This window comes from Enterococcus sp. DIV1090 (assembly GCF_050537975.1).
Classification (GTDB): Bacteria; Bacillota; Bacilli; order Lactobacillales; family Enterococcaceae; genus Enterococcus; species Enterococcus faecalis.
Window position 1 is genome coordinate 45391 of the sequence record NZ_CP172917.1, and the last position, 13557, is coordinate 58947.

Consider the following 13557-nt stretch of genomic DNA (forward strand, 5'->3'; position numbering starts at 1 on the left):
TTAGTATGATTCGAATCGGTCAAGGTTTTGATGTTCATCAATTAGTTCCGCAACGACCTTTAATTATTGGTGGGGTTACTCTTCCTTATGAAAAAGGTCTGTTAGGTCACTCAGATGCCGATGTTTTAACACATGCAATTATTGATGCAATCCTTGGTGCCGCTGGTCTGGGTGATATTGGGCAACTGTTTCCCGAAACCGATCCGCAGTTCAAAAATGCGAATTCTGTAAACTTATTAAAAAAAGTAAATGAAAAAGTTGGGCGGTCGGGCTTTACTATTGGCAATATTGATTGTACAATTTTAGCGGAAGAGCCAAAGATGAGCCCATACTTGGCAGAGATGAAAAAGAATCTAGCCGCGAGTTGCCACTTAGCGGTCACACAAGTGAACATTAAGGCAACGACCATGGAAACGATGGGCTTTGTTGGTAAAAAAGAAGGAATCGGCGCAATTGCCGTTGCTTTATTGGAAAAATAACTGAAAACGACGTTAAACCGTCTGTTTTTAAAAAATGGAAAGAGGAATGAACATGACGAAAGTTCGTGTGCGTTACGCACCAAGTCCAACTGGACACTTGCACATTGGGAATGCAAGAACAGCATTATTTAACTACTTATTTGCCCGCCACAATGACGGAGAATTTATCATTCGTATCGAGGATACCGACCAAAAACGGAACATCGAAGACGGCGAGAAAAGTCAGTTGGAAAACTTAGCATGGTTAGGGATGGAATGGGATGAATCACCTGCTCATCCGGGAGAATATGGTCCATATCGTCAATCAGAACGTAAAGAAATTTACCAACCATTGATTGATCAATTATTAAGTAGCAATCGTGCGTATAAGTGTTATTGTACGCCAGAAGAATTAGAAGCAGAACGTGAAGCACAACAAGCTCGTGGGGAAATGCCTCACTACGCAGGCACTTGTGCGAATTTAACACCTTCTGAACAAGCAGCCAAAGAAGCGGCTGGTCTAGAACCAGTGATTCGTTTCCGTGTGCCACGTAATACAGAATACAAATTTGATGACATCGTGAAAGGTGAAATTACTTTTGAGTCAGATAACATTGGTGGCGATTTTGTCATCCAAAAACGCGATGGGATGCCAACGTATAACTTTGCCGTTGCAGTAGATGATCACTTAATGAAAATTTCTCACGTTTTACGTGGCGATGATCACATTGCGAACACACCAAAACAATTAATGATTTACGAAGCGTTTGAATGGACACCACCTGTCTTTGGCCATATGACCTTAATCATTAATTCAGAAACTGGCAAAAAATTGAGCAAACGTGATGAAACAATTTTACAATTTATTGAACAATACCGTGAATTAGGTTACTTACCAGAAGCCATGTTCAACTTTATTGCTTTACTAGGATGGTCTCCTGTTGGCGAAGAAGAAATCTTCTCACAAGAAGACTTGATTAAATTGTTTGATGAACAACGCTTAAGCAAGTCACCAGCGGCCTTTGATGCGAAAAAATTAGAATGGATTAACAATCAATACATGAAACAAATGGACTTAAGTGAACTAACAGATATGTGTATTCCTTATTTAGTCGCTGACGGTCGTGTTGAAGAAAATCCATCTCCTGAAAAAATCGAATGGTTAAAACAATTAGTTAGCTTGTATCAACCACAAATGAGTTATGCAGCTGAAATTGTGGAACTATCAAACTTGTTCTTTAATGAACATCCAGTTTTAGATGATGCTGCGAAAGAATTCTTGCAAGGAGAAACAGTGCCAACTGTGTTACATGCGTTTAAAGAACAATTAGAAGCCTTGGACGTTTTCGATGTGCCAAGTATTAAAGCAGCGATTAAAGCCGTCCAAAAAGAAACTGGTGTTAAAGGCAAAAACTTGTTTATGCCAATTCGAATTGCTGTTTCTGGACAAATGCATGGTCCTGAATTAGGCGAAACCATCGAATTATTAGGCAAAGAAAAAGCATTAGATCATTTAAATAAAGTGTTATAAAAACACAAAGAATAGAAGAAGTAGACAATCAGATGGATTTCAGAGACGCTGTGGGTGGTGAGAACAGCGAGCATCTTTTGTCGAAATGCATCTATGAGTGGCTTTGGTGAAAAAAGTAACCGAAGACGTCGGCAGGCGTTAACTGTATCGAGGCAAGAGCTAGTTCTTGTGAAGAAAAGTGGAACCACGCATGGGCGTCTTTTAAGCAACGTTTTTTTGTTGCTTAAAAGACGTTTTTTATTTTTGTATAGTAGAAAGGAGTTCACCCTATGAGTTGGTTGAAACGTAGCGTCGCAGCTGTTAAAAGAAACGATCCTGCAGCGCGGACCACACTAGAAGTTCTTTTAACGTATCCTGGCTTGCACGCCCTGTTTTGGCATCGCTTGTCTCATTTCTTATATAGGCATCAGTTGTTTTTGTTGGCGAAGATTCATGCACAATTTTGGCGTTTCATAACGGGCGTAGAAATTCATCCCGGAGCCACAATTGGAGCGGGAGTTTTTATCGATCACGGCATGGGCATTGTGATTGGGGAAACCGCGGAAATAGAAGAAGATGTTGTTTTGTTTCACGGAGTGACGTTAGGTGGGACCGGTCGTGATACGGGTAAACGCCATCCAACAGTGAAAAAAGGAGCGATGATTTCGGCACGAGCTCAAATTTTAGGGCCAGTTGTGATTGGTGAACGTTCAAAAATTGGTGCGGGTGCTGTTGTTATTTCAGACATCCCAGCAGATGCCACAGCTGTGGGTGTTCCTGCGAAAGTCGTTCGTCTAAATGGAAGAAAGGTGGAAAAAGGGCATGATTAAAATTTATAATACATTGACCAGAGAAAAAGAAGTATTTACGCCAATTGAGGCGCGTAAAGTTCGGATGTATGTCTGCGGACCAACCGTGTATAACTATATCCATATCGGTAATGCGCGCAGTGCGATCGCCTTTGATACGATTCGTCGTTATTTTGAATATCGTGGGTATGAAGTGAATTATGTATCGAATTTTACAGATGTCGATGATAAAATTATCAAGGCAGCTAAAGAATTGAAAATTACTGCGCCGGAAGTGGCAGAGCGTTTTATCAAAGCCTTTGAAGAAGACACGCAAGCATTGAATGTCCAACCAGCAACGTTACATCCTCGGGTGATGGACCACATGCCTGATATCTTAGCTTTCATCGAAGTTTTAATTGAAAAAGGTTTTGCTTATGAGGTCGCAGGTGATGTGTATTATCGCACCCGTAAATTCCCTAATTATGGTAAATTAAGCCATCAATCGATTGATGAATTAGAAGTGGGGGCAAGTCAACGAACTGGCGTTGAACAACAATTAAAAGAAGACCCATTGGATTTTGCTCTTTGGAAAAGTGCCAAAGAAGATGAAATTTCTTGGGATTCTCCTTGGGGGAAAGGACGTCCCGGCTGGCATATTGAATGCTCTGTCATGGCGACAAAACACTTGGGAGAGACGATTGATATTCACGGTGGTGGACAAGATTTAGAATTTCCACATCATGAGAATGAAATTGCACAGAGCGAAGCCAAAACAGGCCATACCTTTGCCAATTACTGGATGCATAACGGCTATGTCACAATTGGTGAAGACGATGAAAAAATGAGTAAATCCCTAGGTAACTTCATTACTGTTCATGAAATGATTCAAAAAGTGGATCCGCAAATTTTACGTTTCTTTATGTCCACCACCCAGTACCGTCGCCCGATTCGTTATAGCGAAAGCACTCTAAAAGAGGCAGCAGCCAATTATCAAAAATTGAAAAATGCGTTTGAAAATTTACGTTTTAGACAAGCAGATGCGGTCGCAAGTTTGCCAGAGGATGAACACTATTTGGCTCAATTAAACGAATTAGAACAACGTTTTATTACGGAAATGGACGATGATTTCAATGCAGCTAACGGGATTACGGTCGTTTATGAATTAGCGAAGATGATGAATCAGTACAGTGAACAAGCGACAGTTTCGGAACCAGTTCTAGTGGCGATGGATAAGCTTTTCAGTGGCTGGTTAGCTATTTTTGGTTTATTCTTTAAAAACGAAGAATTAGTGGACGCACAAGTCGATGCGTTAATTGAAGAACGGAACCAAGCACGGAAAGACCGTGATTTTGCCCGAAGTGATGAAATCCGCGATTTATTAAAAGAACAAGGCATTGTTTTAGAAGATACTCCGCAAGGAACGAGATGGAGAAGAAGTGAATGAGAGATTACAAACAATTAAACGGTTTAGCTTTGGCCTATGTTGGCGATGCGATTTATGAAATTTACATTCGTGATTATTTAGTTTCCTTGGGACAAACGAAACCGAATGTTTTGCATCGCATGGCGACACATTACGTGTCAGCAAAAGCCCAAGCAAGCTTAATGCAAGCGATGTTAGCGGGAGAAATGCTAACGGAGGAAGAAGAAGTGATGTACAAACGCGGTCGGAATGCTAAAAGTCACACCTTTGCCAAAAATGCTGATGTGACGACCTATCGGGTAGCGACCGGTTTCGAATCCTTGATGGGTTATTTACATTTAACACAACAAAAAGAACGTTTAGAAGAATTAATTAACTGGTGTATCAAGAAAGTAGGTGAAACCAATGAAAAATGAAAAATCTCGTCCTTTTAAAAAAGGTAAGAAACGTCCAGAACGTTCAGATAAGCGTTCAAAAGAACGGAACCCACGACCAGCGACAGCAGGTGCTGATGGAACCTCAGAAGAGCTAGCAGATAACTTTGTCTTTGGTTTCCATGCCACTGTTGAGGCGTTGCAGCAAGGACGCGGGAATAAATTGTTTTTACAAGAAGATGCTCGTGGCGAGAAAATTGAGCAATTAAAACAAGCAGCGAAAGAACAGGCTGTTCCAGTTAAATGGGTGCCTAAAGCAAAATTAGATACGATGAGTGATCACGGCGTGCATCAAGGCATGGTTTTAGCAATCACGGCGTATCAATATTTAACTTTAGAAGAATTATTGGAACAAACAAAAGAAAAGACAGAAACACCATTTTTCCTAATTTTAGACAGTCTAGAGGACCCACATAACTTTGGCTCAATTTTGCGAACTGCTGATGCGACAGGCGTGGACGGTATTATCATTCCGAAACATCGTGCAGTGGGAATTACACCAACCGTAACCAAAGCATCAACAGGGGCCGTGGAACATATTCCAGTGGCTCGTGTAACGAATCTAGCGCAAAGTATTGCAACGCTAAAAGAGAATCAATTTTGGATTTTTGGTACAGATATGTCTGGGACGGATTATCGTCGCTGGAATACACAAGGCGCAATTGCCTTAATCATCGGAAATGAAGGTCGTGGCATGAGTCAAGGTCTTCATAAAGAAGTGGATGAATTATTAACGATTCCAATGACTGGACACGTTCAAAGCTTAAACGCTGGTGTGGCTGCAGGCTTGCTAATGTATGAAGTCTATCGTGGCCGCAACCCATTATAGAAGAAGGCGATTGTATGAAAAAACAATTGTTAATCGTTGATGGCTATAATATGATTGGTGCTTGGCCAGAATTGGTCCAGTTGAAAAAGCAAGAGCGTTTAGAGGATGCGCGTGAACTGCTTCTTAGTCGTCTGTCCAATTATGCCAAATATGAAGGGTTGGAAATCATTGTGGTCTTTGATGCCCAATTAGTCCCAGGTATTCAGCAAACGTACAAAAAGTACCTTTTGACCGTGGTTTTCACCAAAGAAGATGAAACAGCAGATAGTTATATTGAACGTCTAGCTGGTGAAAAAAATGATCGTTTAACGCAAGTAACAGTCGCAACGAGTGATTTGGCTGAACAATGGGTGGTCTTTTCACAAGGTGCATTGCGGACTTCGGCCAATGAACTTTACAAAGCTGTCCAGAAAACAGAAAAGACGATTGCCATTCATGCAACGGATATCCATTTCCAGCAATTTCGTCGAAATTCTCCATGGAACGTGGAGCAGTTATCAAAACTTTCTGAGAAGCTAGAAGAATTGTCTCAAAAAAAAGATTAAACAAATGTTCGCTTAAGTCATAAATTTCTAACATGCTATGCTCTCCTAAATCATTCGATACGTTTATCGAAAAGGAGGGCTTTTTATGTTAGAACAGATTCAACAAGCATTAGCAGGAGACCAAGAACAATTTCAAGCCTTATATGGGCAATATCAGCCAGTGATTTATAAGTGCATGAAAAAATACTATTTAAAAGATTATGATACTGAAGACTGGCTTCAAGAAGGACGAATTGTCTTCTTTCGGACGTTAGAACGATTTGATTCAGAAAAACAAGCATCATTAGGAAAGTTTTTTAAACGAAATTTTGAAAATCACGTACATAGCTTAATTCGCCATCAATGCGCCTATAAGCGGCGAACAGATACCTTGTCTATTTCTCTGGAACAACGATTAGAAAGCGCTGGTGAAGAGTTAGTGGACTATTTAGGGACAGCGGCTACCGACCCATTAGGTCAATTAATGATTCAAGAAAAATTGGCAGCTTTTCCGACACGTCTTTCCTCGTTGGAACAACAAATTTTAAACGCATACTTAAAAGGCTACACGTTAGAAGAAATCGCTAAAATACGTGGGGGAACTTTTTCAGCTGTCCGAAGTGCCTATGATCGTGCCAAAGCAAAAATGAAATATACATTAGAAAATGAATAAAAATTCGACAAAACAGCCGGTTTGTCGAGCAAAAGTAGTTGCAAACAGACTTCTAGTATGATAAACTTGAAATTTTTTAAAAAAAGTGATATAATGTTTCTTGAGGTGAATGCAATGCCAACAACGTTATCGTCAATTAAGAAAGATTTAGAAGGCCGTATCGGCAGTGAAATTATGTTAGTTGCTCAGACTGGAAGAAAGCGCCAAACAGAACGTAAAGGAATCTTAACGGAGACTTATCCATCTGTTTTTGTTGTTGACTTGGATCCAGACGAGAACTCATTTGAACGTGTATCTTATAGCTATTCAGATGTTTTAACACGCACCGTTGAAATCGAATTCATCGGTCAAGCCGTATAATTTAGAAAGTCCGCTTAGGAGTGAAGGAAGAGCCCTTCGTTCCTAAGCTCTTTTTAATTTCAGCCATCTGTCGTCAGAGAAAGAGCAATCTTCGGTGTACTTCTTCATGGACATATGATAGAATCTAAAAGATTAAAATGTTGGTAGACAAAAGATTAAGGAAGGTGAATCAGGGAACCGATGGAAATAATCGAACGAGCTCCTGCGAAAATTAATCTTGGGTTAGATGTTCTGCATAAACGTGTGGATGGCTATCATGAAGTTGAATCTATTTTTGCAAGTGTAGATTTAGCCGATCATTTAACTTTTGAAAATCTAGAAGAAGACATCATTCGTATTGAAACGGACAGCTCTTTTTTACCCGTGGATCGACGGAATCATGTCTATCAAGCAGTTGACTTATTAAAGCGTACCTATAATATTCATAAAGGAATTAAAATATATATTGAAAAACGTATCCCCGTGGCAGCTGGTTTAGCAGGGGGGAGCAGTGACTGTGCCGCATCATTACGAGGCTTGAACAAACTGTGGAATCTGGGGTTGACGATGGACGAACTCTGTGAAATTGGCAGCCAAATTGGTATGGATGTTCCTTATTGTTTAAGGGGCGGAACAGCCTTTGCAAACGGACGTGGGGAGAAAATTGAAGCATTACCGACCATGCCTCAATGTTGGATTGTGTTAGTTAAACCAAGAATTAGTGTATCCACCAGTACCGTTTTTAATGATTTAGCGGTAGATGAATTGCACCATCCAGATATTGCTGGACTAAGAATAGCTATTGAGAATGGTGATTATACTGGGATGACCCAAACGGTTGGCAATGCGTTGGAAAGTGTCACGATTGCCAGACATCCGATCGTGCAACAAATCAAGGATCGCATGCTGAAGTACGGCGCTGATGCAGCGTTGATGAGCGGCAGTGGACCGACAGTCTTTGCTTTATGTGAAAAGAAAACACGAGCACAACGGATTTATAATGGACTTAAAGGCTTTTGCGAAGAAGTTTATTTGGTTCGGACATTGAAATAAATAAAAACAACAGAGCGTGGAGCAAAAACCCAAAGTGATTTTTGTCCCACGCTCTGTTGTTTTTTAAATTTATTCCTTGACGTCCCGTGATCCATTTGGTACATTATTCCTGGCAAATCGTAAATATTACGATTTATAATAGGTAAATCGAAAAGAGGACAGAACATGACGAAAATCTACCGCCGTTTGATAATCGGCGTTACTTTAGCAATCAGTGCTTTTCTTTTAGCTAGCTGTGGGCAAACCACACAATCGCCAAAAGAGAAGAAAGAGCTCACGGTAATGACTACTTTTTATCCGATGTACGACTTCACAAAACAAGTCGTTGGTGATGAGGGAGAGGTTGAGCTGTTGATTCCAGCTGGAACGGAACCACACGATTATGAACCAAGCGCAAAAGACTTAGCGAAAATTACTGATGCGGATGTCTTTGTTTATAATAGTAAAGAGCTAGAAACTTGGGTTCCGAATGTTATTGAAAACTTGGACACGAAAAAAGTTTCAATCGTGGAAGCCAGTCAATCCATTCAATTGATGCAAGGAACAGAAGAGGAAGAATCTGGCGAAGAAGGTCATGAAGGCCATAACCATTCCCACGAACTGGATCCGCATGTCTGGTTAGATCCCGTGTTAGCGCAAAAAGAAGTAACAGCGATTCGGGATGCGCTTATCAAAAAATATCCTGAGAAAAAAGCCGTATTTGAAAAAAATACCGCTGCTTATTTGGAAAAATTGACTGCGCTAGATAAGGAATACCAAGCTGCATTTGCAGACGCTAAAAATCGGACCTTTGTGACGCAACATGCTGCATTTGGCTATTTGGCGAAACAATATGGCTTGACCCAAGAACCGATTGCTGGGATTTCTCCAGACCAAGAACCTTCGCCAAGTCGTTTAGCCGAATTAAAAAAATATATTAAAACAAACAATGTTTCTGTGATCTATTTTGAAGCATCGGCTTCTACAAAAGTAGCCAAAACATTGGCAGACGAGACAGGCGTCGAATTAGCCGTATTGAATCCTTTAGAGAGTTTAACTCAAAAAGAACAAGAAGCAGGCGAGAACTACGTGTCTGTCATGAAAGAAAACCTCGCTGCTTTACAAAAAAGCATTCATTAATCTGGCAACAGAAAGGAGCCAACTTATGCATTATATTGAAGTCGAAAATTTAACCTTCTATTATGATGATGAACCTGTTTTAGAAGATGTTTCTTATTATGTTGATCCAGGGGAATTCGTTATTTTAACAGGAGAAAATGGCGCTGCCAAGTCAACGCTGATCAAAAGTACCTTAGGGTTATTAAAACCAACAAGTGGCAAAATTACGGTCGCTAAAAAAAATAGTGCTGGTGAAAAAATCAGCATTGGCTACATTCCACAACAAGTCGCTTCTTTCAATGCGGGCTTTCCTAGCACCGTCATTGAATTAGTACGTTCAGGTCGCTTTCCCAGAAATCGTTGGTTCAAACCGTTGACGAAAAAAGATCATCTTCATGTGGAAAAAGCTTTGAAATCAGTGGACATGTGGGAAATGCGCCACAAACGAATTGGCGAGCTTTCTGGAGGGCAAAAGCAACGAATTAGTTTAGCACGAGTGTTTGCGACCGATCCAGATTTATTTATTTTAGATGAGCCAACAACAGGTATGGATGAACAATCGCGAAACGAATTTTATCAATTGTTGCAACACAGTGCGCATGAACATGGAAAAGCTATTTTGATGATTACGCATGATCATGAAGATATCAAAACCTATGTAGATCGTCAAATTCGTCTTGTCCGCAAAGAAGATTCGAAATGGCGTTGCTTCCATATGAGTGAAGAATCGTATACGTAAATTTTCCAATAAAACGTTATCTGGCTCGATAATAACGAAAGCCAAGGAACGGCTTAAAGAAATGTTGGAAAAATTTAAAAAATAAGCAGGAATTAAAAAATTAATTCGCTTAAACGTCGCTACAATGGTAGTGTTCATTTTAGCGGTAAGGAGTGAATCGTATGGCAGAAATGCTTTCTTATGCATTTATGCAAAAGGCCTTTTTAGCAGCACTGTTTATCTCAGTGATTGCCCCAATGCTCGGCGTCTTTCTAGTTATTCGCCGACAATCTTTAATGGCAGATACCCTTTCACATGTGTCATTAGCCGGTGTGGCACTAGGCTTCTTTTTTAATTGGAATCCTAATTTAATGACCTTAATTGTCGTGATTGTGGCTGCAATCATTCTAGAATATTTACGAATGATTTATAGCACCTATTCAGAAATTTCGATTGCTATTTTAATGTCAGGCGGTTTGGCTTTGGCGTTAGTTTTGATGAATTTAACAGGAGGCAATTCAGCTGCTAGTATTCAATCGTATTTATTTGGTTCCATCGTCACGATTACGTGGGATCAAGTGGTTATGTTGGCAATTTTATTCGTAGTTTTAGTTCTATTGTTTATGTTATTTAAACGTCCAATGTATGTTTTAACATTTGATGAAGATACTGCTCATGTTGATGGGCTACCTATTCATTGGATGTCGATGCTTTTTAATGTAATTACTGGTGTGGCGATTGCTGTGATGATTCCGATCGCGGGAGCCTTGTTAATTTCAGCAATTATGGTCTTACCAGCTGCGATAGGTATGCGAATTGGTAAAGGCTTCAACACGGTGATTATCATCAGTGTGTTTATGGGCTTGATTGGCATGCTAACAGGGTTGACTAGCTCGTATTATTTGGAAACACCACCGAGTGCAAGCATTACCCTAATTTTTATTGGTTTATTCTTATTAGTCAATATTTATCGCCGAGTGGTTGTCATGGTCCAACGAAAACAAAAAATGCAAAGAAACTAAGGAGAAAAACGAAAGTTTTTCTCCTTTATTTCTTTTTTTTTAAAGAAATGGCGAACTATTTTCAGTTATTTGAAAAAAATCCTCGAATTTTTCGGTTAAACCCCTTATAATAAGGAACGATAGAATGAAAAGGAGTGACGAATTTGAAAATTCGGAGAAGTGAACGATTAATCGATATGACCCAATATCTTTTAGATCATCCCCATACATTGGTTTCTTTGACATATTTTGCTGACCGATACCAATCTGCCAAGTCTTCCATTAGTGAAGATTTAGCAATTGTTAAAAAAACATTTAAAGAACGTGGAACAGGTATTTTAGAAACGATTCCAGGCGCTGCAGGCGGTGTCCGCTTTATCCCTGAAATTCCTTATGAGGAAGCGGAGCAGTTGATTATGGATTTATGTGATCGTTTGTCAGAACAAGATCGCTTATTACCTGGGGGCTATGTTTATCTTTCAGATTTACTTGGGGAACCGAATTTATTAAGACAAGTGGGCCGGATTATTGCTTCTAAATATTTAGGCAAACAAATTGATGCGGTAATGACCGTTGCGACTAAAGGAGTGCCAATTGCGCAAGCTGTGTCTTATTACTTAAATGTTCCGTTTGTGATTGTTCGTCGCGATTCTAAGATTACTGAAGGTTCAACGGTGAGCGTGAACTATGTATCAGGGTCTTCAGAACGTATCGAAAAAATGGAACTTTCAAAACGCAGTTTAAAACGCGGATCAAAAGTTTTAGTCGTGGATGACTTCATGAAAGGCGGCGGCACCGTCAATGGTATGAAGAGTATGATTGAAGAATTTGAAGCAGAACTTGTGGGCATTACCGTTTTTGCTGAGTCAAAATTCAATGGCCGTCGTGCAATCGATGACTACACTTCGCTATTATATGTGGAAGATGTGGATACACAAACAAAAACGATTAGCGTAGTCCCAGGAAACTATTTCACAGAGAAATAATTTGAAAAAGAACCTGAAAATGGTCCATTCCATTTTCAGGTTCTTTTTTTCTGTTTTATTCCTTTAAAAAAAGATGAGAAAATAAATTGGTCTACCTTTTAAATGCCTTATTTTGTTGAAAAAGACAAAAGAGTAAGATAAACTAGAAAAGGTATAATGAGGACGATTTAGAAGAAAATCAAACAATTTAGTTAATTTGAGGTGGCAAACGTGGAAAATAGATACGCAATTATTTTAGCAGCTGGTAAAGGAACACGCATGAAATCTAAACTTTATAAAGTATTGCATCCAGTTGCTGGTAAACCAATGGTCGAACATATTTTAGATCAAGTAGAACAAACAGAACCAACAGAAATCGTGACGATCGTTGGACACGGGGCGGAAATGATTAAAAGCCATTTAGGCGAACGTAGTCAATATGCCTTACAAGCTGAACAATTGGGAACTGGGCATGCAGTCATGCAAGCACAAGAGTTATTAGGTGGCAAACAAGGAACAACATTAGTTATTACAGGGGATACGCCGTTATTAACTGCGGAAACCTTGAAAAATTTATTCGATTACCATCAAGGTAAGAATGCAAGTGCGACTATTTTAACAGCGCATGCGGAAGACCCAACAGGCTATGGTCGAATTATTCGTGACCATGTGGGCATTGTTGAACGAATCGTGGAACAAAAAGATGCCAGTGAAGAAGAAGCACGTGTTCAAGAAATTAATACAGGAACCTTCTGTTTTGATAATGAATCATTGTTTGAAGCGTTAGCGAAAACAGATACAAACAACACACAAGGGGAATACTATTTAACAGATATCATTGAAATTTTGAAAAAAGAAGGCAAAGCTGTCGCTGCTTATCAAATGGCAGACTTTGACGAAGCAATGGGTGTAAATGATCGTGTCGCTTTATCCACTGCTAATAAAATTATGCATCGTCGTTTAAATGAAATGCATATGCGAAATGGTGTTACATTTATTGATCCAGATACAACGTATATTGATGAAGGCGTGGTAATTGGTTCAGACACAGTCATTGAAGCGGGAGTCACTATCAAAGGAAAAACAGTGATTGGCGAAGATTGCTTGATTGGCGCACATTCAGAAATCGTTGATAGTCACATCGGCAATCAAGTGGTTGTTAAACAGTCTGTGATTGAAGAAAGTGTGGTTCGCGAGGGGGCCGATGTGGGTCCGTATGCACATTTACGTCCTAAAGCAGATGTGGGGGCAAACGTACACATTGGTAACTTCGTGGAAGTAAAAAATGCAACAATCGATGAAGGCACAAAAGTGGGCCATTTAACATACGTTGGTGATGCAACATTAGGCAAAGATATTAATGTCGGTTGCGGCGTTGTTTTTGTTAATTATGATGGCAAAAATAAACACCAAACAGTCGTGGGTGATCACGCGTTTATTGGCTCTGCAACGAACATTGTTGCGCCAGTCACGATTGGTGATCATGCGGTGACTGCTGCTGGTTCAACTATCACAGAAGATGTCCCTTCAGAAGATTTGGCGATTGCCCGGGCACGTCAAGTGAATAAAGAAGGCTATGCTAAAAAGTTACCTTATATGAAGGATTAATCTCAAATAAAAAAGAACGCTCTTTTGCTTAAGCAAAAGAGCGTTCTTTTTCCTCCTTAAAGACTAGACCAATTGCTGCTAGTATTTGTTTAGAGACGTCCAAGGACTAGACCAATGCTGTTTATTCGGTATT

General features: G+C 39.8%; 15 protein-coding genes and 1 other annotated feature. All 15 genes read left to right on the forward strand.

The window, feature by feature from the left end:
* Positions 1-5 precede the first annotated feature (5 nt).
* Complete coding sequence (gene ispF / locus IGL48_RS00190; RefSeq protein WP_002367570.1) at positions 6-479, forward strand: 2-C-methyl-D-erythritol 2,4-cyclodiphosphate synthase; 474 nt, start codon at positions 6-8, stop codon at positions 477-479.
* Positions 480-531: 52 nt separating this feature from the next.
* A complete protein-coding gene (gene gltX, locus IGL48_RS00195) occupies positions 532-1989 on the forward strand; it encodes a glutamate--tRNA ligase (protein WP_010706819.1) in 1458 nt (485 codons plus the stop codon).
* Positions 1988-2194 (forward strand) — a binding site (T-box leader). Its footprint overlaps the gene before it by 2 nt.
* A 64-nt stretch (positions 2195-2258) precedes the next feature.
* Positions 2259-2798: a serine O-acetyltransferase EpsC gene (gene epsC, locus IGL48_RS00200; protein ID WP_002356054.1), complete on the forward strand. Its 540-nt coding sequence runs from the start codon at positions 2259-2261 to the stop codon at positions 2796-2798.
* Complete coding sequence (gene cysS, locus IGL48_RS00205; protein ID WP_010706818.1) at positions 2791-4203, forward strand: cysteine--tRNA ligase; 1413 nt, start codon at positions 2791-2793, stop codon at positions 4201-4203. Before epsC ends, cysS begins: the two co-directional genes overlap by 8 nt.
* On the forward strand, positions 4200-4598 hold the full coding sequence (locus IGL48_RS00210) for a Mini-ribonuclease 3 (RefSeq protein ID WP_002356056.1): 399 nt from the start codon (positions 4200-4202) through the stop codon (positions 4596-4598). Before cysS ends, IGL48_RS00210 begins: the two co-directional genes overlap by 4 nt.
* A complete protein-coding gene (rlmB, locus tag IGL48_RS00215; protein WP_002356057.1) occupies positions 4588-5445 on the forward strand; it encodes a 23S rRNA (guanosine(2251)-2'-O)-methyltransferase RlmB in 858 nt (285 codons plus the stop codon). The genes IGL48_RS00210 and rlmB overlap by 11 nt, the downstream gene beginning before the upstream one ends.
* Positions 5446-5459: 14 nt before the next feature.
* Entirely contained in the window at positions 5460-5990 is a 531-nt protein-coding gene (locus tag IGL48_RS00220) for an NYN domain-containing protein (RefSeq protein ID WP_002356058.1), read from the forward strand.
* An 85-nt stretch (positions 5991-6075) separates the two neighbouring features.
* Positions 6076-6642, forward strand: a complete 567-nt coding sequence (locus tag IGL48_RS00225) for a sigma-70 family RNA polymerase sigma factor (RefSeq protein ID WP_010777326.1) — start codon at positions 6076-6078, stop codon at positions 6640-6642.
* Positions 6643-6699: 57 nt separating this feature from the next.
* On the forward strand, positions 6700-7002 hold the full coding sequence (locus tag IGL48_RS00230; protein WP_002383497.1) for a Veg family protein: 303 nt from the start codon (positions 6700-6702) through the stop codon (positions 7000-7002).
* Positions 7003-7182: 180 nt separating this feature from the next.
* Entirely contained in the window at positions 7183-8034 is an 852-nt protein-coding gene (gene ispE, locus IGL48_RS00235) for a 4-(cytidine 5'-diphospho)-2-C-methyl-D-erythritol kinase (protein WP_010777327.1), read from the forward strand.
* A 165-nt stretch (positions 8035-8199) separates the two neighbouring features.
* On the forward strand, positions 8200-9153 hold the full coding sequence (locus tag IGL48_RS00240) for a metal ABC transporter substrate-binding protein (RefSeq protein WP_010777328.1): 954 nt from the start codon (positions 8200-8202) through the stop codon (positions 9151-9153).
* Between the two features lie 25 nt (positions 9154-9178).
* On the forward strand, positions 9179-9871 hold the full coding sequence (locus IGL48_RS00245) for a metal ABC transporter ATP-binding protein (RefSeq protein WP_002356064.1): 693 nt from the start codon (positions 9179-9181) through the stop codon (positions 9869-9871).
* Positions 9872-10032: 161 nt separating this feature from the next.
* Positions 10033-10872 (forward strand): metal ABC transporter permease, encoded by an 840-nt coding sequence (locus IGL48_RS00250; protein WP_002383493.1) that lies wholly within the window; start codon positions 10033-10035, stop codon positions 10870-10872.
* Between the two features lie 143 nt (positions 10873-11015).
* On the forward strand, positions 11016-11837 hold the full coding sequence (gene purR / locus IGL48_RS00255; RefSeq protein ID WP_002381336.1) for a pur operon repressor: 822 nt from the start codon (positions 11016-11018) through the stop codon (positions 11835-11837).
* 201 nt (positions 11838-12038) lie between these two features.
* Positions 12039-13424, forward strand: a complete 1386-nt coding sequence (gene glmU, locus IGL48_RS00260; protein WP_002356067.1) for a bifunctional UDP-N-acetylglucosamine diphosphorylase/glucosamine-1-phosphate N-acetyltransferase GlmU — start codon at positions 12039-12041, stop codon at positions 13422-13424.
* The last annotated feature ends 133 nt before the right edge of the window (positions 13425-13557 follow it).

Coding starts and splice junctions, on each gene's coding strand:
- ispF (WP_002367570.1), top strand. CDS start 6: ATGATTCGAATCGGTCAAGGTTTTGATGTTCATCAATTAGTTCCGCAA.
- gltX (WP_010706819.1), top strand. CDS start 532: ATGACGAAAGTTCGTGTGCGTTACGCACCAAGTCCAACTGGACACTTG.
- epsC (WP_002356054.1), top strand. CDS start 2,259: ATGAGTTGGTTGAAACGTAGCGTCGCAGCTGTTAAAAGAAACGATCCT.
- cysS (WP_010706818.1), top strand. CDS start 2,791: ATGATTAAAATTTATAATACATTGACCAGAGAAAAAGAAGTATTTACG.
- IGL48_RS00210 (WP_002356056.1), top strand. CDS start 4,200: ATGAGAGATTACAAACAATTAAACGGTTTAGCTTTGGCCTATGTTGGC.
- rlmB (WP_002356057.1), top strand. CDS start 4,588: ATGAAAAATGAAAAATCTCGTCCTTTTAAAAAAGGTAAGAAACGTCCA.
- IGL48_RS00220 (WP_002356058.1), top strand. CDS start 5,460: ATGAAAAAACAATTGTTAATCGTTGATGGCTATAATATGATTGGTGCT.
- IGL48_RS00225 (WP_010777326.1), top strand. CDS start 6,076: ATGTTAGAACAGATTCAACAAGCATTAGCAGGAGACCAAGAACAATTT.
- IGL48_RS00230 (WP_002383497.1), top strand. CDS start 6,700: ATGATAAACTTGAAATTTTTTAAAAAAAGTGATATAATGTTTCTTGAG.
- ispE (WP_010777327.1), top strand. CDS start 7,183: ATGGAAATAATCGAACGAGCTCCTGCGAAAATTAATCTTGGGTTAGAT.
- IGL48_RS00240 (WP_010777328.1), top strand. CDS start 8,200: ATGACGAAAATCTACCGCCGTTTGATAATCGGCGTTACTTTAGCAATC.
- IGL48_RS00245 (WP_002356064.1), top strand. CDS start 9,179: ATGCATTATATTGAAGTCGAAAATTTAACCTTCTATTATGATGATGAA.
- IGL48_RS00250 (WP_002383493.1), top strand. CDS start 10,033: ATGGCAGAAATGCTTTCTTATGCATTTATGCAAAAGGCCTTTTTAGCA.